The sequence below is a fragment of the Candidatus Goldiibacteriota bacterium HGW-Goldbacteria-1 genome (assembly GCA_002839855.1).
GTDB lineage: Bacteria > Oederibacteriota > PGYV01 > PGYV01 > PGYV01 > PGYV01.
In genome coordinates this window covers 1-18,801 of record PGYV01000005.1, presented here as the reverse complement: position 1 = coordinate 18,801, position 18,801 = coordinate 1, and the positions used below count along the sequence as shown (strand labels likewise).

At 42.5% G+C, this 18,801-nt stretch carries 15 protein-coding genes; 14 read left to right on the top strand and 1 reads right to left on the bottom strand.

Annotated features, from left to right (window positions below; translation table 11 throughout):
* The first annotated feature begins 830 nt into the window (after positions 1–830).
* From CVV21_05970 to waaF, 13 genes are all read left to right on the top strand, one after another.
* Positions 831–1,376 carry an arginine decarboxylase, pyruvoyl-dependent gene (locus CVV21_05970; GenBank protein ID PKL91568.1) on the top strand — a complete coding sequence of 182 codons (546 nt, stop codon included), beginning with the start codon at positions 831–833 and terminating at the stop codon, positions 1,374–1,376.
* Between the two features lie 4 nt (positions 1,377–1,380).
* Positions 1,381–2,268, top strand: a complete 888-nt coding sequence (locus CVV21_05965) for a spermidine synthase (GenBank protein ID PKL91567.1) — start codon at positions 1,381–1,383, stop codon at positions 2,266–2,268.
* The gene (gene speB, locus CVV21_05960; GenBank protein PKL91566.1) at positions 2,265–3,122 is read left to right on the top strand and encodes an agmatinase; all 858 of its coding nucleotides are present in this window, start codon (positions 2,265–2,267) and stop codon (positions 3,120–3,122) included. Before CVV21_05965 ends, speB begins: the two co-directional genes overlap by 4 nt.
* Positions 3,103–5,478 carry a hypothetical protein gene (locus tag CVV21_05955; protein PKL91565.1) on the top strand — a complete coding sequence of 792 codons (2,376 nt, stop codon included), beginning with the start codon at positions 3,103–3,105 and terminating at the stop codon, positions 5,476–5,478. The genes speB and CVV21_05955 overlap by 20 nt, the downstream gene beginning before the upstream one ends.
* Complete coding sequence (locus CVV21_05950) at positions 5,475–7,430, top strand: hypothetical protein (GenBank protein ID PKL91564.1); 1,956 nt, start codon at positions 5,475–5,477, stop codon at positions 7,428–7,430. Before CVV21_05955 ends, CVV21_05950 begins: the two co-directional genes overlap by 4 nt.
* Before the next feature lie 132 nt (positions 7,431–7,562).
* Complete coding sequence (gene hflX / locus CVV21_05945) at positions 7,563–8,822, top strand: GTPase HflX (protein ID PKL91563.1); 1,260 nt, start codon at positions 7,563–7,565, stop codon at positions 8,820–8,822.
* 2 nt (positions 8,823–8,824) lie between these two features.
* Positions 8,825–9,799, top strand: a complete 975-nt coding sequence (locus CVV21_05940; protein ID PKL91562.1) for a hypothetical protein — start codon at positions 8,825–8,827, stop codon at positions 9,797–9,799.
* Between the two features lie 2 nt (positions 9,800–9,801).
* Positions 9,802–10,920, top strand: coding sequence for a lipid-A-disaccharide synthase (locus CVV21_05935; GenBank protein ID PKL91561.1), 1,119 nt, complete (start codon positions 9,802–9,804; stop codon positions 10,918–10,920).
* Positions 10,917–12,227 (top strand): hypothetical protein, encoded by a 1,311-nt coding sequence (locus tag CVV21_05930; protein PKL91560.1) that lies wholly within the window; start codon positions 10,917–10,919, stop codon positions 12,225–12,227. Before CVV21_05935 ends, CVV21_05930 begins: the two co-directional genes overlap by 4 nt.
* Entirely contained in the window at positions 12,217–13,317 is a 1,101-nt protein-coding gene (lpxK, locus tag CVV21_05925; GenBank protein ID PKL91559.1) for a tetraacyldisaccharide 4'-kinase, read from the top strand. Before CVV21_05930 ends, lpxK begins: the two co-directional genes overlap by 11 nt.
* Complete coding sequence (locus CVV21_05920) at positions 13,314–14,276, top strand: hypothetical protein (protein ID PKL91558.1); 963 nt, start codon at positions 13,314–13,316, stop codon at positions 14,274–14,276. The genes lpxK and CVV21_05920 overlap by 4 nt, the downstream gene beginning before the upstream one ends.
* A complete protein-coding gene (locus CVV21_05915) occupies positions 14,276–15,328 on the top strand; it encodes a hypothetical protein (protein PKL91557.1) in 1,053 nt (350 codons plus the stop codon). Before CVV21_05920 ends, CVV21_05915 begins: the two co-directional genes overlap by 1 nt.
* Before the next feature lies 1 nt (position 15,329).
* The gene (waaF, locus tag CVV21_05910; protein PKL91556.1) at positions 15,330–17,075 is read left to right on the top strand and encodes a lipopolysaccharide heptosyltransferase II; all 1,746 of its coding nucleotides are present in this window, start codon (positions 15,330–15,332) and stop codon (positions 17,073–17,075) included.
* 220 nt (positions 17,076–17,295) lie between these two features.
* Here the strand turns inward: waaF and CVV21_05905 are convergent, their stop codons facing one another.
* Positions 17,296–18,081, bottom strand: coding sequence for a hypothetical protein (locus tag CVV21_05905; GenBank protein ID PKL91555.1), 786 nt, complete (start codon positions 18,079–18,081; stop codon positions 17,296–17,298).
* 446 nt (positions 18,082–18,527) lie between these two features.
* On the opposite strand from CVV21_05905, the gene CVV21_05900 reads away from it, so the two are divergent.
* The coding region (locus CVV21_05900; protein PKL91554.1) for a sugar ABC transporter ATP-binding protein at positions 18,528–18,801 on the top strand (274 nt) is incomplete at its 3' end.

The following is an 18,801-nucleotide window of genomic DNA, read 5'->3' as shown; positions in this document are numbered from 1 at the left end:
TGTAACGCTGCTTGAACTTAGCAGGTAGTATCAGATAAGTAATCCAAAGCCCCGGAGCACACGCTCCGGGGCTTTTTTTGTGTTTGTATTATAAGGTGTTCATCTAATTTTCGAATCTCGAATTTCGATATTTTTTTGTTTTGTTATTGAATGTATGCAGTGGTAGGCGCGTCCCTTTAGGGCGCGGCAGTTGTAATTGATTTATGTTTGTATTTGCAGTGGTAGACGCGGGTCTTCAGCCCGCGGCAGTTGATTTGTTTTTACCTTTACTTCCGTCCCTCCGTGTATATGTCCCTCCGTCCCTCGGTTTTGCTGACCTGCCGAGCTGCCGCCTTCCCGGGCTTGGGTATATTTTTTCAGTACGCGCCGCAAATTGGTGTTCTTGTATCCAAACAAACCTGAAATCACAAGTGTGTTAATTCATTGGCAATCGGGAACTCGCGGTACATACTTGCATGCCGGCGCGGCATTAAACCGCTCCTGCCGAATAAATAGCAGGTTAGGGCGGCGCGCACTGAAAAAACACACCCAAGCCCGGTATGTGATCTTCTAATTTTCGAATCTCGAATTTCGATATTTTTTTGTTTTGTTATTGATTGTATGTAGTGGTAGGCGCGCACCGAAAAAATACACCCAAGCCCGGTAAGGTGTTCATCTAATTTTCGAATTTCGAATCTCGAATCTCGATATCCCTCCGTCCCTCTAAATTAAGACGGCGGCGCGTGTTTTCGGCCGCATAAAAACAATTGATTTTGCGGGGGGATTACTGTAATATAAATTTACTTTGGCTTAAAATTTTTTTAATTACTCATATTAAAGGAGTTTATCAGATGGCAAAAAAGAAGGCTGTTGCAAAGAAGAAAACTGCTGTTAAAGCCGTAAAAGAAGTAACTTTTGGACAGTGCGGGATAACAACAACAATACCGGATAAATATTACCTTGTGGCCGGACACGACGAAGGTATGACGCCTTTAAATGCTTTTGATAACGCGCTTGTTGACGCGGGCGTAGGCAACACAAACCTTGTAAGAATGAGCTCCATTCTTCCTCCGGCAAGCAAACTTATCAAACCCATAAAACTTCCGCTTGGCGCGCTTGTACCTGTGGCATACGCAAGCAAAGTAAGCACAATTATAGGCGAAGTGATATCAGCCGGTGTTGCCGTGGCCATACCTGAAAACCCCAAATTAAACGGCCTTATCATGGAATATTCCGGCGCGGGGCATAAAGAAGAAATAGAGAAAATTGTGCGCTCGATGGCAGAAGAAGGAATGAAAAAAAGAGGGTATAAAATTAAAGAAATCAAAAGCATAGCTTCACAGCACAAGGTTAACCATACAGGCGCGGCGTACGCGGCTGTTGTATTATGGTGGTAAGCTGATGAAAAAAATAACAGGCAGCAAGTGGGCGCATGAACCATGGCACCGCACTATGTTCAGCTACAAGATAAAGAAAAAACTTTTTGAAAAAAAGACAAAATTTCAGCTGTTAGAAGAGTTTGAAACAGAGGGCTGCGGAAATTTAATGGCGCTTGACGGCTGTTTTATGTTAACCGATATGGAAGAGTTTGTGTATCATGACATGATTGTCCACGTTCCGCTTTACTCACACCCGAATCCGCAGGACATTCTTGTAATAGGCGGCGGAGACGGCGGCACAGTAAGGGAAGTGTTAAGGCATAAAACAGTTAAAAGGGTTGATTTCGCGGAGATTGATGACGAAGTGTTTAAAGCGGCGCTGAAATATCATAAAGGGCTTGTAAACTGGGTGGGCGACAAAAGGGTTAATTACTGTTTTTCTGACGGATGTGAATTCATCAAAAATAAGAAAAAAGAGTACGATGTAATAATTATAGATTCCACGGACCCTGTTGATATCGGCGAAGGGCTTTTCACTATGGAATTTTATAATAACGTAAAGGAAGCTTTAAAGCCCGGCGGCTGTATGGTAGCCCAGACTGAAGACCCGTTTTATGACGCTGAATTCCTTTTAAGAGGGCACAACAAAATTAAAAATACGTTTAAAAACTCGGCAATGTATCTGGCGCACATCCCCACATACCCGTCAGGGTGCTGGAGCTTCACCTTTGGTTCAGATTCAATCACTCCCGACAAAATCAGAAATAAAAAATCAGGAAAGTTAAATACAAAATACTACACGCCCGAACTGCACATGGGCGCGCTTGCCCTGCCTAAGTTTGTGCAGGACCTTATTAAGACGGGCAAAAGCGTCATTGAAGTGAAGGGTAAAAAGGCGAAAAATAAATGAAAACAGAGAAAAAAGTAAACTTTGTAGGTTGTAATGACGATATAGCCGCGGCCGAAGTGGTGCTTGCGGGAATACCTTATGATGTTACTTCCACTTTCAGGCACGGGTCAGAAGAAGGCCCCGACAGCGCAAGGGCATATTCTGATTCTATAGAGACATTTTCTCCCGACCGTTTTGATGATATCGCCGACCATAAAATTGCCGATGCCGGCAATCTTGTGCTTGCGTCGCAGAAACCCGAAGAAGCGGTAACGGAAATGGAAGCTTACGCCGAATCGTTTATTGAAAAAGGAAAAAAGGTGCTGTATGTATGCGGTGAACACCTTATTACTTATCCTCTTGTAAAATCATATTTTAAGAAACACCCGGGATTAAAGGTTGTATATTTTGACGCGCATGCCGATCTTAGGGACAATTACGACGGCAATAAACTTTCGCATTCAACGCCGGCAAGGCGTATCTGTGAAATGATAGGCACAGAAAATATTTTTATGTTTGGCATCAGGTCATTTGAGAAACAGGAAATGGCTTATATCAGGGACAACAGGATACTCTGCGACCCTAATATGGAAGAATTTCTTAATGTAATGGACACCATAAAAAATTCACCCGTTTATATCTCTATAGATGTTGATGTAATAGACCCCGGATTCTTACCCGGAGTAGGCACGCCCGAAGCCGGCGGTTTGTCTTATAAGGACTTTTTAAGGGCTGTAGAGGGTTTCTCGGGCCTTAAAAACATAGTGGCGGCAGATATCAACGAGCTTTCGCCAAAATATGACCCAATGGGGGCCTCGTCCGTATTTGTCGCGAAAATGATAAGGGAGATGCTCCTTGTCATGGCCGGGAATTAATTTAAAGCGCTTTATTTACCCGCTGTTATATCTGGCAGCCTCATTTTTTGTTTTTTTTGAACAAAATATATCCTCTAATATTGCAGTGTGGATGGATTTTCTCTACTATTTTATGCCTTTTAGGGAACTTGCGGCATCGGCCGTACAATCAGGAGAAGTTCCCCTGTGGAATCCATATTTATTCTGCGGCAATCCGCTTATGGCAAACATGCAGTCCGCAGTCTTCTATCCTTTAAACATTTTTTATTACTTAATGCCTTTTGATATTGCTTTTAAAGTACAGACAATGCTGGCTTTTTTCATAGCAGCTGTATTTATGTTTAAAACAGTTAAGCTATACGGCGTAAGCGATAAAGGGGCTTTTTTAAGCGGATTCTTATTCGCGTTTTCTTTTTATATGACTGTCAGAACAGTTGAACTTGCCGACCTTCACACAATTATCTGGGCGCCCGCTGCCGTGTATTTTTCCATCCGGTGGCTTAGAAACGGTATGGTGCACGATCTGTTTTTTTCATCTGCCGCGCTTTCATTGTCTTTTTTAGGAGGGCACCCGCAGGTCTTTATATATGTTTACATCATATTCGCCCTTTTTTACATTTATGAATCTAAGAAATCCATAAAGTTAAAACCGGGGCCTTTTGCCGGTTTTTTTATTATTAATATTATTTTAGCCGCAATTGTAGCGGCGCAGCTGCTGCCAACGTTGGAATTTGTACTTAATTCAAAGCGCGCGGGGCAGGGGTATAATATGGAAATTGTAAGGCAGAGTTATGCGGGATTTGAACAGATGATTTCTTTTTTCTTCCCGTTTCTTTCTCATAAATTTGGGGTGGAATCGTCTTTTTTAAACTGGATGGGGCGTATTGATATTGGTATCGCGGCGCTGCTGCTGTTTGTGCTTGCGGCTGTTAAAATGGAAGATAAAAAGTTTAAAAATTTTCTGATGGTTATTTTTACTGTGTCATTGTTTTTGGTTTTTTTGGGCAGATTGCCGTTTTTTGAAAAATTATATGAAATTATGCCCATAATGAAGACTATGAGATACGGGTCAAAAATAAACGTTATACTGTATTTTGTTTTGTGCCTTATGGCCGGAATAGGTTTTGATATTGCCGCGGGAGGGGACGGGAAAAAAGTAAAGAAATTTGCCTTTTTTTTAAATATTTTCGCGCTGATTCTGCTGCTTGTTTATATATCCGCATCGGTTTTCAAAGAACCGTTATTAAAGGTATATAAAGAAACTTTTATGCCTTTGGCTGATTTTCAGAGCGTTTATGACCTTGTAGAGGATTATAACGTTTTGATATATCAGTTTCTTGTTTATACGGCTTATGCCTGCGGCATGGCTGTTCTTATTTTTATTAACAGGGAAGGTTTTGTATTAAAAAGATACGCCCCTATTTTAATGCTTTTTATCGCCTGCGCCGCGGTATTTTCATATCAAGCCACGGGATATGACTATTTTCAAAGGTTCGGTGATGTTAAAGCCCGTACCGGGACCATAAATCATCTTCTTAATGACAGTGATATTACATCCGGACGTTTAAGGCTGCTTGCGCCCAGTGAAGTAGGAGGGTTAAAGGAGGGAAATCAAACTTATGACGGCAAAGAATTACTTTATATCAGCAAGGACAAGCTTTCTCCGAATGTTCCTATGCCTTTTAATATCCTTAACGCAGACGGTTTTGATTCGCTTGAAATTGCTTCATTTGCCGGGTTCCGCAGTATTGTTTCTACAATGGATAAACCCTGGGAAGCGCCTGCTTTTTCTCTGTTTTCCATTAAATACATTGCAGGTATTCCTAAGATCAACGGCAGATATATCAGTGAAGTATTCAGGGGTGAAACAGGGCTTTATGAAAATGCAAACAGGGTAAACAGGGTTTATTACGTGCCCTTATCGCCTAAAATACATTATACCAATGATAAAAGTGAAATATATGAAGGTTTAAAAGGCCTTGATTTTAATCCGTTAAAGGTGCTTTATCTTGAAGAAAAGGCCCGTGAAAATAATTCCCAAAAAGTAAACGTGGATATAAAAACTTTAAATATAAAGTTAAAACCGGCGGGGTTAAACAGGCTTGACATAAAAGTTGTGGCGCCCGGCCCCGGTTATGCCGTGGTAAATGACAGCTATTATCCGGGGTGGACGGCTTTGGTTAACGGGATTAAGAAACCGTTGTACAGGGCCAATTCCACATTCAGGGCGGTAAAAGTGGAAGCCGGAGAAAATAATATAACACTTATTTTCAAGCCCGTAATTGTGACTGTTTCTTTTATTTTATCACTGGTATCAATTATTCTGCTTTTGTCCGGTTCTTTATACTGCTTTATAAGGCAAAGGGGGCATGAATGAAAAGGAATTACGTTATAGCGTTTTTCTTTGCCGCCATAGCCGTATTTTATGTTCTATGCGTGCCGCCTTCATATAATTCCGATGACAGCCCCGAAACCGCGGCTGCTTATTACACGCTTGGCATACAGCACCCGCCCGGTTATCCTTTAAGCACGCTTACCGGAAAAATATTTACGTTATTGCCGTATGGAAATACCGCGTTTAAGGCGAATCTTATGGCGGTGTTTTTTAACCTTCTTGCGGGGTTTTTAATTTTCTTATCTTTAAGAAAGATTTTTGGAAAATACGCCGCGGATAAAACGGATGAAATTCAGGCCGATTTCGCAGCGCTTGCATCATCGGCGCTTTACCTGTTTGGTGAAACCGCTTGGCTGCAGGGGATTATAGCAAAGGGCGGAATCTATTCCATGAACGCTTTTTTTATGGCGTTGTGTTTCTGGCTGCTTATAAATATGGACAGGGGCAAAAAATATTTTTACGCCTTTGCGTTTGTTTATGGTATATCAATGGGAAACCACTGGACAAGCATGGCTGCAATTGCCCCTGCGATACTGTTATTCTTATTTTTTGAGAGAAAAAAACTTAACATAAAATTGCTTCTTACAGCAGCGGCGTTATTCTCTGTTGGGGCGTCGGTTTATATCTTTGTGTTTATACGCAGCGCGGCGCCGCCGGCTTACGCGTGGGGTGATACCAAAACATTAAAAGACCTTTACTGGCTTTTAAGCAGGGCGCAGTATGCCGGGCTGGAACAGAAGCATACAATCACCGACACATTAAACCTGCTTAAGTATTATATTGCCAACTATTCATTTAAAGAACTACCGTTCCTGATGGGATGGATATTTCTGCCCGGCATGTTTTTATATTTCAAAAGATATAAAAAAGAAACGGGTTTTCTCTTTTTTGCCTGGTTTTTCCTTCTTATAAGCGTAATAAGCGTGGCGACCCCGCCGGCAAAAACCGAATGGCTTATAAAAACTTATCTGGTATCCGCGAATATGTTTTCCGCGATGCTTGGCGGTTTTTTTATTTTCTGGATTTTTAAAAAGATAAAAGACACCAGGGCAACGGTTTTGCTGTTTGCTGTTATTTTACTGGTGCCTGCCGTGATTAACAGGCCGGACTATGGCAGGTACTTTGTGGGCTACGACTATTCAAAAAATCTTGAAAAGACTTTAAATCCCGGCGCTGTCCTGTTCTGCGAAGGCGATATGAATATTGGCGCGGCAATTTATTCCACGCTGGTGGATAAAAGCAATTATGTGCCTGTTATTCCGGTTGTCTTTCAGTATAAGTGGTACAGAAACCAGCTTAAACAGAATTACCCGGGAAGGGTAAATGTTCCTGAACCATCCGGGGATATGGCCGCGGATATTATGGCCGCGGCAAATCTTAATTCGGCAAGGGGAGTGTATTACACCAATGTCTTCACCCAGCAGTGGGTAAGCGGCTTAAGGCCGCAACCGCATGGTGTTACGGAAAAAATACTGTTTGAAGAGAGAAATAAAGTGATAAGCGATAATGTCATTAAGCTTTATTCTTTCAGGGGGATAACGGACAAACCATTAAAGGTTGATGAATTTACCAAAAGGCTTGTTTATCAGAACTATGCCAACGCGTATTTTGCCCTTGCGGATGGATTAAGGCAGGCAGGGTATAACCCTGCGGCTGCGATGTTTTATGAAAATGGGCTGTTTTTTTACGCTGCGGACGGCGCCTATATTAATCTTGGGCTTGCTTATTATCAGATTGGAAAAATGGAACAGGCAGAAAAAGCTTGGCGTGGCGCGATACGTTTTAACCCTTATTCATCAGTGGCGTATTCAAATATCGCTTTTATTTATATTGCGAAAAACGATAAGTTAAAGGCAAGGGAATACGCGCAAAAGGCGCTGTCTCTTGACCCTAAAAACGCGACAGCCGCGTCTGTCCTTCAGAACCTTAAATAACCTTTAAATCACCCCTTATGCCCTTAAAAATACTGTATTTTAAACCCTTTAATATAGTATAATTAAATAATTTTATGGAGGTAATATAAAATCGCTGTTTCTGAAACAAAACAAAAGCGGGCTGCAACGCCTATGACGGTTAATCGTGCTGATAAAGAACGCGTTCTTCTGGTAAAAGCAGCGGAGCCGCAGCAGTATAGCGCGATAGAATCAGATATAGAAGAGATGAAAGGACTTATAAGCGCCGCGAACGGGACGGTTATTGATACGGTCATCGTAAAACGTCCTGTGATTTCGCCAGCTTTCTATATAGGCGGCGGAAAAGCTGAAGAAATTGCCTTAAATTATAAGGATACTGTTGACCTTATAGTTTTTGACGGACAGTTAAAGCCGGTACAGGTAAGAAACCTGGAAAAGATAACCGAAAAAAGGGTGATAGACAGAACCCAGCTTATTCTGGATATTTTTGCGGCAAGGGCGCAGACAAGCGAAGGCAAACTGCAGGTGGAATTCGCGCAGCTTAACTACCTTCTGCCAAGGCTTACAGGGCACGGCGTTTCAATGTCAAGGCTTGGCGGCGGAATTGGCACCAAAGGCCCGGGTGAAACCAAACTTGAAACAGATATAAGAAAGATACGGGGCAGGATACAGAAAATTAAAGAGAGCCTTGAAAGCGTAAAAGACAGCAGGGAGAGGCAGAGGGAAAGGCGCAGAAGCGTGCCTGTACCGCAGATAGCCCTGGTGGGTTATACAAACGCTGGCAAGACAATGTTCTTAAACAGCATGACAAACGCGGGCAAATTAAGCGAAGACAAACTGTTTGCCACGCTTGACCCCAAAGTTAAACAATTCAGGCTTCCTGCGGGCTACAGGGTGCTTTTCAGCGACACTGTGGGCTTTATTAAGAACCTTCCCACCCAGCTTGTATCCGCTTTTCGGGCCACGCTGGAAGAAGTGCGGGACGCGGACATAATTCTGCACATAATTGACGCCGGCGACGCGGACGCCGTAAAACACAAAGAAACGGTTAATTCCATCCTGCGTGAAATAGGCGCGTTTGAAGGCAAAAAAATAATTGAAGTTTGGAATAAATGCGACCTGCTGGACGGCGAGCGCAGAAAGTTTATAACGTCGCGTTCGTCGGATATTTATATTTCCGCGAAAACAGGCGAGGGCATTGAAAGGTTATTGGCAGAGATAGAAAAACTGGTTTCAGAAGATTATATATCCGCGGAAATTGATATCCCTCATAAAGCGGCGGGGCTTGCCGCGATATTTTATGATGAAGCGGTGGTGCTTTCAAGGGTGAACACGGATGAAACTTTAAAGTTAAAAGTTAAGTGCACCAAAAGGACGATGGAAAGATACAAAAAAAGTATTCAGGAGGCTTAATAATGGAAAATATAATCAGGGTGGGCGTAATAGGCGCCGGCAGCCTTGGGCAGCATCATGCAAGAAATTACGCGGCAATACCGGGGGTAAAACTTACCTGCATCGCCGATGTTAATGAAAAGGCAAAAGAAATTGCGGATAAATACGGCGCGGAGTTTTTTACCGATTACACAAAGATACTTGATAAGGTGGACGCGGTCAGCATTGTGGTCCCGACCACTTATCATTACAAAGTGGCGAAATTCTTCCTTGAAAACGGAATAAACGTCCTTCTTGAAAAACCAATGACAGCCACTTTAAAAGAGGCACAGGCATTGTTATTATTACATAAGAAACATAAAAATCTTGTCTTTCAGGTCGGGCATATAGAACGCTTTAATGATGCCATAAAGAAAATGCAGGAAATGAAAAAGATTCCCATCCTTATAGAGGCAAGCCGCCTTGGCCCGTTTACCGCAAGAAGCCTGGATGTAAGCGTGGTTCTGGACTTGATGATACATGACATAGACATAATTCTGAAACTTGTGAATTCCAAAGTGAAAAAAATTGACGCGGTGGGCGTGCCGGTGCTTTCAAAGAGCACTGATATGGCAAGCGTAAGGCTTGAATTTGCAAACGGGGCTGTGGCAAATGTCACCGCCAGCAGGGTAAGCCCAAGAAGGTTAAGAAAAATAAGGGTGTTTGAAAACAACGCTTATATGTCAATTGATTACGTAAGGCAGAGTATAAAAATGTACAAGGTGGCGGAAAACCTTTCTTCTGACAGGCAGATATCATGGTCAGACATGACATTTCTTGAATCTTATCCGCTGGAAAATGACGAGGAAAATCTGGCCAAGGAATTAAAATCATTCATCAATTCCGTAAAGACAGGCGCAAAGACTGCGGTAACAGCGCTGGAAGCGTTTGAAGCTTTAAAAGTGGTGCTTGAAATAGAAAATCAGATTGCCAAAAAGTCACGAAAAATGAAGGTGTAAGGTTGAAAATATTAATCTCCGCCGGAGAAGCTTCCGGCGATAATTACGGCGCGCTTCTGGCGCGCGCGCTTAAAAAGAAAAACCGCGGCGCAAATATAATCGGTTTTGGCGGCAGGGCAATGGCGGCGTCCGGCGTGGATGTTAAAATTGAACTGACTAAATTCGCGCTGGTCGGGTTTATTGAAGTGGTAAAAAAACTTAAAAGCATAATAGGCGTTTATAACAGGGCGCTTGAAATAATAAAATTGGAAAAACCGGACGCGCTGGTGGTGATAGATTATCCGGGTTTTCATCTTAAACTTATCAAAGACGCCAGGGCGCTTGGCGTAAAAAAAATAGTTTATTACATCACGCCGCAGGTATGGGTGTGGAAATATAAAAGGATATTCAAAATTAAAAAGTACACCGACCTTTGTGTGGTGGTTTACCCGTTTGAAGAGAAGATATTTGCCAAAGAAGGAATTAATGTCAGGTACTTCGGCCATCCGTTAAAAGAGATGATACCCGCGGTTAAAAAAACCAAAAATAAATCAGGCAAAGTATATAACGTAGGCATATTTCCGGGGAGCAGGGAAAATGAAATTAAACAGTTTATAGGGCCCATTCTTGAAGCGTGCAGCTTAACGGAGCAAAAGGTTAAGAGAGTTAAGTTTACTGTTTTTCTGGCGTCAGAAGCAGACAGGGAATTCATTCAGGGCAGGCTTTCCGGTTATAAGGGCCTTGTAATTGAATATAAGGACGGCAAAGATTACGCGGCAAGGGCGGCCCTTGACGCGGCTATTGCAAAATCCGGAACCACCACGCTTGAACTTGCAATGATGGGCATTCCTATGGCTGTGGTTTACAGGGTAAATTCTCTGACGTTCATGATGATTAAGCCCATGCTTACGGCAAAGTACGCGGCGCTTCCGAATATAATCGCGGAAAAAGAACTTGTCAGGGAGTTTTTACAGCATAATTTTAAACCGGAACCGGTTGCGGAAGAAATTATAAGGATAATTACTGATAAAAAATACAGCGTATCCATAAAAGCATCCCTTAAAAAAGCTGTAGGCAGCCTTGATACAAACCATAAACCGTCCAATAAGACAGCCGCGGCAATACTGGGGCTTTTAAAATGATGTTTGTATATAATTTAATATTAAATCTGCTGATTTTAATAATTATTCCTTTTTTGCCATTTGTGCTCCTTTTTGGAAAAAAATTCAGGCGTGGTTTTTTACAGCGGCTGGGCTTTATGGATAAAGAAACTTTAAACGGAATTAAAGGCAAAAACATAATATGGTTTCACGCGGCGTCTGTCGGGGAAACACAGGCGCTTATACCTGTTATTAATGAATTTATGAATATAAATGACTCTGTACATGTTGTCATAACCACGACCAGCATAAACGGCAGAAACAAGATGAAAGAAATTATGAAAGACAGGGCGCTGTATGTGTGCCTGCTTCCGCTTGATTTGAATTTTATAATCGGCCCTTTTATAAAGAAGATTAATCCGAAAATGGCGGTGGTGGTTGAAACAGAGCTTTGGCCCAACTTAATGGACAGGCTGTATGCTATGAAAATACCCTCGGCGCTTATTAACGGGAGAATTTCCCAGAAAAGTTACAGTTTTTACAGGTTCTTTAAAAGATTTTTCAGCGCTGTCATAGAAAAATTTACTGTACTTATGATGCAAAGCGAGAAAATGGTGGTACGTTTAAGGATGATGGGAGTGCGGCGCGACAAGATGATAATGATAAGAAATACCAAATACAGCGCCGGCGGGGAAACTGAAACGCAAAAAAAGATTGCGATTCCTAAAAGTGAAAACAGAAAAATAGTGGTGGCGGGAAGCATAAGAAAAGGCGAGGAATATACCGTGATTAAGGGTTTTAAAAAATCCCTGCTTGGCAAAGCGTGCCTTATAATAGCTCCGCGGCATCTTGACAGGGTGGAAATTGCGGAACAGATACTTGACGCGGAAAACATGACCCACGTGCGGTGGACGGAAGTCCAGAATTATAAAGCGGTGCTGTTTTATGACGCCATTGTGGTAAACACAATAGGGGAACTGCAGTATATTTATAAGTCCGGCGACTACGCGATAATAGGCGGCGGCTTTAAGCCGTTTGGCGGGCATAACCCGATGGAAGCGGCGTTAAACAGCCTTCCTGTAATTATGGGGCGTAATATGTTTAATTTTGAAGACACCTCGCAGCGCTTTGTAAAAGCGGGCGGCGCGTTTATGATTGATGATTCGCCCGAACAGCTTGCGGAAAAACTTAACTTTCTGTATGATAATCCGGACAAAGCAATGGATATGGGAAAAAAAGGAAAAGAAGCAATTGAAGCTTTTAAAGGGACCGCGGCTACAACCGCATTAATTATAAATGAAATCCTGCTTGAAAATTTGAATAATAAGGCGGAAATTAATGGGCGTTGATACTTTTTGGGCTAAGGCAGTATCTAAAGGGAAAAAAACACTGCCGCAGTTTTTGTTTTTGGTATTTCTTCTGTTTGTTTCTTTTCTGTATTATATCGGGCTTTCAATAAAAAATATAATAACAGGTTCGGGATTAATAAAGAAAAAACAGTTCGGGAGAAAGGTAATATCAGTGGGCAATATTACGGTTGGCGGCACGGGAAAAACGCCTTTTGCGGAAGAGATAGGGAAGAAAATAATAAAGAACGGCAAAAACCTTGTTATTGTTGAAAAAGGTTATAAGCGCAGAAAAAATAAAAATATTGAACTGGTTTCTGACGGCGAGAAAATACTGTTAAACAGCCTTTATGCAGGCGACGAAGCGTATATGATTGCCAGGGCTATACCCGGCGCCAAAGTGGTGGTAAGCGGCAATAAATTAAAAGGTATTGATTACGCGATGGCGCGGTTTAATCCGGATTTTATCCTTCTGGATGACGGTTTTCAGAAAAGGGATTTAATGGAAAAACAGCATAACGTGGTACTTGTAAACGCGCTTGACCCCGCGGGCAACGGAAATCTTTTTCCTGCAGGTATTTTACGCGAGCCGTTTAAGGCGTTAAAACAGGCGGATACGGTTGTCATTACCAACGTAAACCTGGCTGATGATTATAATAAAGTTATAAAACTTAGCGACAAAATATCCGCGCTGAACAGAAATATAAAAGTGTTTGAAGCCGAACATAACCCTAAATATTTTTACAATATAATAAACGGGGATAAAGAAGGGTTGAATTTTATATCCGGGAAAAAAGTCATGCTGTTTTCCAGCCTGGGCAATCCGGAAGGTTTTGAAAAGACAATTAAAGCGCTTGGTGCGGATATCATGTTAAGCATAAGGTTCCGCGACCATCACAGGTTTACAAAAAAAGAACTGCAGGGTTTTATGGGCCTTCTTGAAAGGACCGGCACGCAGTATTTAATTACAACGGAAAAGGATGAAGTTAAAATAAACAGAAAATTTATAACCGACAAAAGGGTTTACGCGCTTAAAATAGGGATGCTTATTAAAAACTCAAAAGAACTTGAAAAAAGGCTGAAAATAGGATGAAAGTACTTCTTATCCGTTTAAGTTCCGCCGGCGATATTCTTGCCGCGCATAAAACCGTTAAGGCGTTAAAAGACGCGGGCTGTGAAGTGCACATGGCGGTCAAAGCGCAGTTTGCTGATTTAGCCGGACAGCTTGGCGCGGATAAGATTTTCAGGCTGCAAAAGGGCGGGCTTGGCGCGCTGATTAAAGAACTTCATGAAATAAAATATGGCGCTGTCATAGATATTCAGAATAATCCCAAATCAGGGGCTATTGCGTCTGCGCTTAAAGCTGATATAAAGAAAACATATTCCAAAGACATTATCGCAAGAAGGGTTTTTGTCCTTTTCAAACTGTACTTTGGCAAAAACACACCGGTTGCGCGCAGGTATTTAAACGCGCTTAAAGGCGTCATACCGGATAAGTATTTAAACGGCGCTTTTTTAGCGCCCCGCGTAAAGAAAAAGGATAAAATAAAGGTGCTTATACATACCGGCGCAAGGTGGCCGCTGAAAAGGTGGCCGTATTACGGAAGCCTTGTTAAACTGCTTGCCATGGACAAAAAAATAAGTTCCATAACAATTACCGGGGTAAAAGACGAGGTTGCAAAAAATGACCCGATACTATATATTAAAGGCGGGAAGATAAAGAACTTAATAGGGAAAACTTCGCTTGTTCAGATGGTAAGGGAAACGGGAAAAACGGATTTGTTTATAGGAAATGATACTGTTGCCGCGCATGCCGCGGCAATGAACGGCATTCCGGCTTTTATATTTTTAGGACCCACCGTAAGTGAATTCGGTTTTATTACACGGCCTGTATTTTCAATATTTCAAAGAAGCCTTGCGTGCAGGCCATGCAGCCTTCATGGCGGAAATAAATGCCCTATAGGCACCTTTGAATGCATGAAGAAAATAACCGCGGAAGGGATATCGGCAAAGATTTCTGCTTTTATCCGCGGCAAAAACGGCGGTAATTAATGGCAAAGGTTTTTGATTATAAAAAAGCCAAAGAGAAGATGAAAATAACTCATCCCAAGCAACTTAACCTTAAAGAGATGAAAAGGGTGATTATATTCGCGCCGCGCCATATTGAAGATTTTATTCTTGCCACGCCGGCGCTTAACGCCCTTAAAGAAGCCCTTGCGCCCGAAGGCGAAATAACCGTAATTACAACTGACGGGGCTAAAAAAATAGCATCTGCCTGCCCGGCCGTAAGTTTTGTCAAATCCACCGGAATAAAAACACTTTTAAAATCCATGTATGAAGTGTGCAGGGAAAAATATGACCTGTTTATATGTTTTGAAGACGCTTTCTTTTATAAAATATTTTTTGGCCTGGTTATTACGGCAAAAGCAAAACTTACCACAGAGCCAAAAAAACCGGACAAGCTGTTTAATTCGGTGTATAACCTTTCTTTAAGGACGATAGGGCAGCTTCAGCACAAGATAATTAAATACATGAGCCTTGTACGCTACATCGGCGCCAATTCGTATGACTTTAACCCGCGCTTAAGAATCTCACAGGAAGACAAGCAGTATGCCGCGCGGTTTATTCAGGAAAAAAATATCAACTGCGAAAGGCCGGTAATAGGCATTCATCCCACCTGCCACGACCGCAACAAAAGGTGGTCTTTTAATAAATTTTCACAGGTGGTTTCAATTTTAACGGAGCAGGAAAACTGCACGGTTATCGCGTTTCATCATAAAGAAGAGTCGGGTATGTTTAAGGAATTTATGCATATAACAAAGAATAAATGCGTGGATGCAGAAACTTATGATTATATGAAAATTGCCGCGGTTTCAAGGTATCTTTCGTGTTTTGTGACAAACGAGACCGATTATATGCACCTTGCCGCGCCGTTTACAAATGTGATTGCCATATGGGGGGGCGGGGATCCGGAAAATAACAAACCGTCAGGCACGGGCCATGAAGTGCTGTCCACTCTTGACGGTGCGGTTGATTCTGTACCTGTAAGCAAAGTTCTGGAAAGCATAAGAACCCATATTTCCGCCCATCACCATCCGGAGTAGCATGAAAATATCTGCCAACATAACGGCGTTTAACGAAGAGGCAAATATCGCGCGCTGCTTAAAAAGCCTTTCTTTTGCGGATGAAATAATAGTCACGCTTGATTCCAGGACAACCGATCAAACGGAAAAAATAGCCCGTAAATTCACTTCGCGCGTTTATAAAAAAACTTTTTCCGGCTTTTCGGATATCAAACAATTCTGCCTGTCAAAATCAAAATATGAATGGGTGTTTGTAATTGACGCGGATGAAGAAGTATCGCCGGCGCTGGCGGAAGAGATAAAAAGCAAAATTAAAAATACTGTTGTGCCCGGATATGTTATAAAAAGGGATACTTTTTTCCTTGGCAGGCAGATAAAGCACTGCGGATGGGGCAAAGATTATCAGCTTAGGCTGTTTAAGAAGAAATCCGGCGGATATGACGGCAGGACAATACACGAAAGCATAAAATTAAACGGGGCGCCCGGCAGGATAGACGCCCCGCTTTATCACTATTCATATCCGGACAGCACTTCGTATTTTTCCAAACTTAACACCTACACCACCCTTCAGGCAGAGGCAAAACAGAAAAAATTCCTGTTACTTAGAATGGTATTATCTCCCTTTATAAAGTTTTTCAGGATGTATTTTTTAAAAGCGGGGTTTGCAGACGGTTTGCAGGGGTTTATCCTGTGTGTGTACAGCGGTTTTTCTGAATTTGTGAAGTTTTCAAAGATGTGGGAAGAGCGCAAAAAAGGCAAAGGGCAGGGGATACTTTTAAGGTCGCCCAACTGGATAGGCGACGCGGTAATGTTTACGGCAATGATTAAGCCCGCTAAAATGCTGTTTAAAAAAGTTGTGGTGTTGTCGGATAAAGGCGGTGCGCCTGTTTTTGAAAATAACCCCGATATAGATAAACTTATAGTATTTGATAAAAATGATTCCGCGTCGGTAAAAGCCGCGGTAACGGCGGTAAAAAAAGAAAATGTAAACTGCGCCGCCGCATTTACGCCTTCGCTGTCGTCCGGTATTATGCTTAAAAGGGCGTCAATTAAGAAAAGGGCGGGCTTTGCCGAAGACGGGCTGTTTCTTAATTTAAGGTATAAACGCGATAAAAAACACGCCGCGCTGCACATAACGGAAGAATTTAAACAGATATTGTACCTGCTGTCGCCTTCTTTTGATTTTTCTGCAGCCCGTCAGGAAATATTTACGGACAGTTCAGAAGAAAAGGCCGCGCTTCATAAATTTGGAATATTAAAGAATACAAAATACTGCGTGCTTGCGCCGTTTGTAATGTACGGGCCTGCTAAGATGTGGCCGCTGGACAGGTGGGCGGACCTGGCACGCGCGCTGTTAAAAAGGCACAGGGGCCTGAAAATAGCGCTGGCAGGGACGCCAATGGACAGGGAATTTGAATTTTCGGTTGATGATAAAAGGATAATTGATTTAAGGGGCAGGACAAACCTTAAGGAAATAACCGCGGTTATAAAAAATGGATTGTTTTTTGCGGGCAATGACAGCGGTTTAATGCACATAGCCGACGGTTTGAACGTACCGCTTCTGGCAATATTCGGCTCTACTTCATATCAGTGGACAGGGCCGTTGTCAGAAAAATCACGCGTAATTTCTTCAGATATTGACTGCTCGCCGTGCTTTGAAAAGCAGTGCAGGTACGGCCATTATGACTGCCTTAAAAAGATAAAAGTATCGGATGTTTTGAAAGAAGCGGAAAGACTGCAGCTGGGCATAAAAAAGTTTAAGCTATAGGCAGTTAAGCAATAAGCATAAGCGAAAACTTTAAAATAATGTTTCGCTATAGCTTAAAACACTGTGTTTAAAATACAAACCGCGCGGGCTGCCAGCTCCGCTATAGCAGATTTTTTGTTGCGACGGCCTGGAAAGACCCGCGTCTGCCAAACCCAAATCCTCCGCCGAGCCGCCGGTTGCCTTAATTTTGCCCAGCTGCCCAGCTGCCCAGCCGCCGTCCTTAAAGCCTTATAAAAACATATCCCCATCTTGACGGGTTTACCCTGTAATCGTCTTTCTTTGACCATGGATATATCTTAACAGGCAGGGAATTTTTATCCGCGTCTATTACCGCTATATCAAATGAAAGGTTTCTGTTTTTTATTCCGCAAAGGCAGCCCACTTTGAAATTATGCCAGGGGATAATGGCTTCAAGGGTATAGCCGCTTTTGTTCTTTTTATAAAAATACTTCCCGCGGTCAAGAGGCGCATCAAGGCTATAACTGTAACCTTCAGGATTTTCCGAAGCTTTAATGGCAACCCTGTGGTCGTGGACGCCCAATATGGTGCGGTTGGGTTCGGGAAGCGCGGTGGAAAATATAATTTCAAGCGCGTCGCCGTTTTTAATATCTTTGCCTTTGTTGTTATTCATGCCCGGTGTTTTATCCGTAATGTCCGCGAACACATAAAGCCCGCCGCTGCCGGTGCCTAAATATATTACGGAATCGCCGTTTTTGGATGTTATTGTGACGGGCTCAGTGGAAAAAATTTCATTTTTTATCCCGTCAATTATTATGTCCTGAACCGGGGAAGCGTAAACAACAGGTTTGTTGTCCGGCGCTGTTCTTTTATCCCCGCAGGATGACTGCGTGTAAACCTTGTCGGATCCGGAGATGGTATAATTGTAAGATGGTTTTGTAAGGGGCACAGTGAAATTGCCGCGGTCGTCCCTTACGGTTATGCCCTTGTTGGCAGCGCAGGAAACAAGGAGTATTGCCGATGCTATTATTAAGGCTATTCTTTTCATAAACGCCTCCTGAAATTTAATTAGGTATAATATACCATGTTTTTTACCGGGGGATAATATGTTTTTTGTGTTGTGCAGTTATGTTTATGTATTTGTAGGGATAGCGCTCCTGCGCTGTCCGGGTTTTGTTATTTGTATTTTTTATGATTATATAAATCAAATACACGGGACGCGCGGGAGCACGTCCCTTACAAGGACAGGGAATAACATTAAACAACGCACCCTAAAGGGTGCGGCTACCATTACTAAACCGACCCTCTGACCCTCTGACCCTCTGACCCTCCGAGCTGCCTAGCTGCCTAGCTGCTTAGCTGCCGTCTTTCCGCCTAACTATTTGACACAATACTTATAAAGTGTTATTATACTATCAAATTTTCTTGCGGGTGTTGGAATGAGTTTAAGGCTTCTGCCCGTCAGATCTAAAAAATCCTCGTGGAGGTCTATTTATGGCAAGAGTTGTATTAAAAAACATCTGGAAAAAGTACGGAAACGTGACAGCTGTTAAGGACGCGAACATTGTATGTGAAGACAAGGAATTTTTAATCCTTGTAGGGCCGTCAGGCTGCGGAAAGACCACCACATTAAGGATGATAGCGGGCCTTGAAGAAATAACATCCGGTGAAATGTACATTGACGACAAACTTGTAAATGACATTCCGCCAAAAGACCGCGACATAGCCATGGTTTTCCAGAACTACGCTTTGTACCCTCACATGACGG

Coding starts and splice junctions, on each gene's coding strand:
- waaF (PKL91556.1), top strand. CDS start 15,330: ATGAAAATATCTGCCAACATAACGGCGTTTAACGAAGAGGCAAATATC.
- lpxK (PKL91559.1), top strand. CDS start 12,217: ATGGGCGTTGATACTTTTTGGGCTAAGGCAGTATCTAAAGGGAAAAAA.
- CVV21_05920 (PKL91558.1), top strand. CDS start 13,314: ATGAAAGTACTTCTTATCCGTTTAAGTTCCGCCGGCGATATTCTTGCC.
- CVV21_05930 (PKL91560.1), top strand. CDS start 10,917: ATGATGTTTGTATATAATTTAATATTAAATCTGCTGATTTTAATAATT.
- CVV21_05970 (PKL91568.1), top strand. CDS start 831: ATGGCAAAAAAGAAGGCTGTTGCAAAGAAGAAAACTGCTGTTAAAGCC.
- CVV21_05940 (PKL91562.1), top strand. CDS start 8,825: ATGGAAAATATAATCAGGGTGGGCGTAATAGGCGCCGGCAGCCTTGGG.
- speB (PKL91566.1), top strand. CDS start 2,265: ATGAAAACAGAGAAAAAAGTAAACTTTGTAGGTTGTAATGACGATATA.
- CVV21_05905 (PKL91555.1), bottom strand. CDS start 18,081: ATGAAAAGAATAGCCTTAATAATAGCATCGGCAATACTCCTTGTTTCC.
- CVV21_05950 (PKL91564.1), top strand. CDS start 5,475: ATGAAAAGGAATTACGTTATAGCGTTTTTCTTTGCCGCCATAGCCGTA.
- hflX (PKL91563.1), top strand. CDS start 7,563: ATGACGGTTAATCGTGCTGATAAAGAACGCGTTCTTCTGGTAAAAGCA.
- CVV21_05915 (PKL91557.1), top strand. CDS start 14,276: ATGGCAAAGGTTTTTGATTATAAAAAAGCCAAAGAGAAGATGAAAATA.
- CVV21_05965 (PKL91567.1), top strand. CDS start 1,381: ATGAAAAAAATAACAGGCAGCAAGTGGGCGCATGAACCATGGCACCGC.